Origin of the sequence: Pseudomonas sp. BJa3 (assembly GCF_026343815.1) — a bacterium.
Lineage (GTDB): Bacteria > Pseudomonadota > Gammaproteobacteria > Pseudomonadales > Pseudomonadaceae > Aquipseudomonas > Aquipseudomonas soli.
In genome coordinates, this window is sequence record NZ_JAOXMC010000354.1 from 1 (window position 1) to 256 (window position 256).

Below are 256 nucleotides of genomic sequence, written 5' to 3' on the forward strand. Positions count from 1 at the left end.
GCTTTCAACTCAGAAAGGTCCATGAAGTAGGCGACGAACATTTTGATGCCGCCTGAGCCTTGCTGCCAATCGAAGTTTTCGTTGATAGCATGGTAGCCATGTTCTGGAAGTGAAAGTCCGAGGAACATCGAATCTTTGCCCAGCACCTTTTTCATGCTTACGATTGCGCCGATGGAGCCACCTTCGCGTACGTATGCGGGCTCTTTGCCGAATGCTTTTTTCATGGCTACGGCTGCAGCTTTTGCTTCCGCGCAAT

The 256-nt window shown here is 50.4% G+C and carries 1 protein-coding gene; it reads right to left on the bottom strand.

Annotated elements, in window-relative coordinates; genetic code table 11:
- On the bottom strand, positions 1 to 256 hold a 256-nt coding region (locus OH705_RS27995; RefSeq protein ID WP_267303534.1), incomplete at both ends, for a hypothetical protein.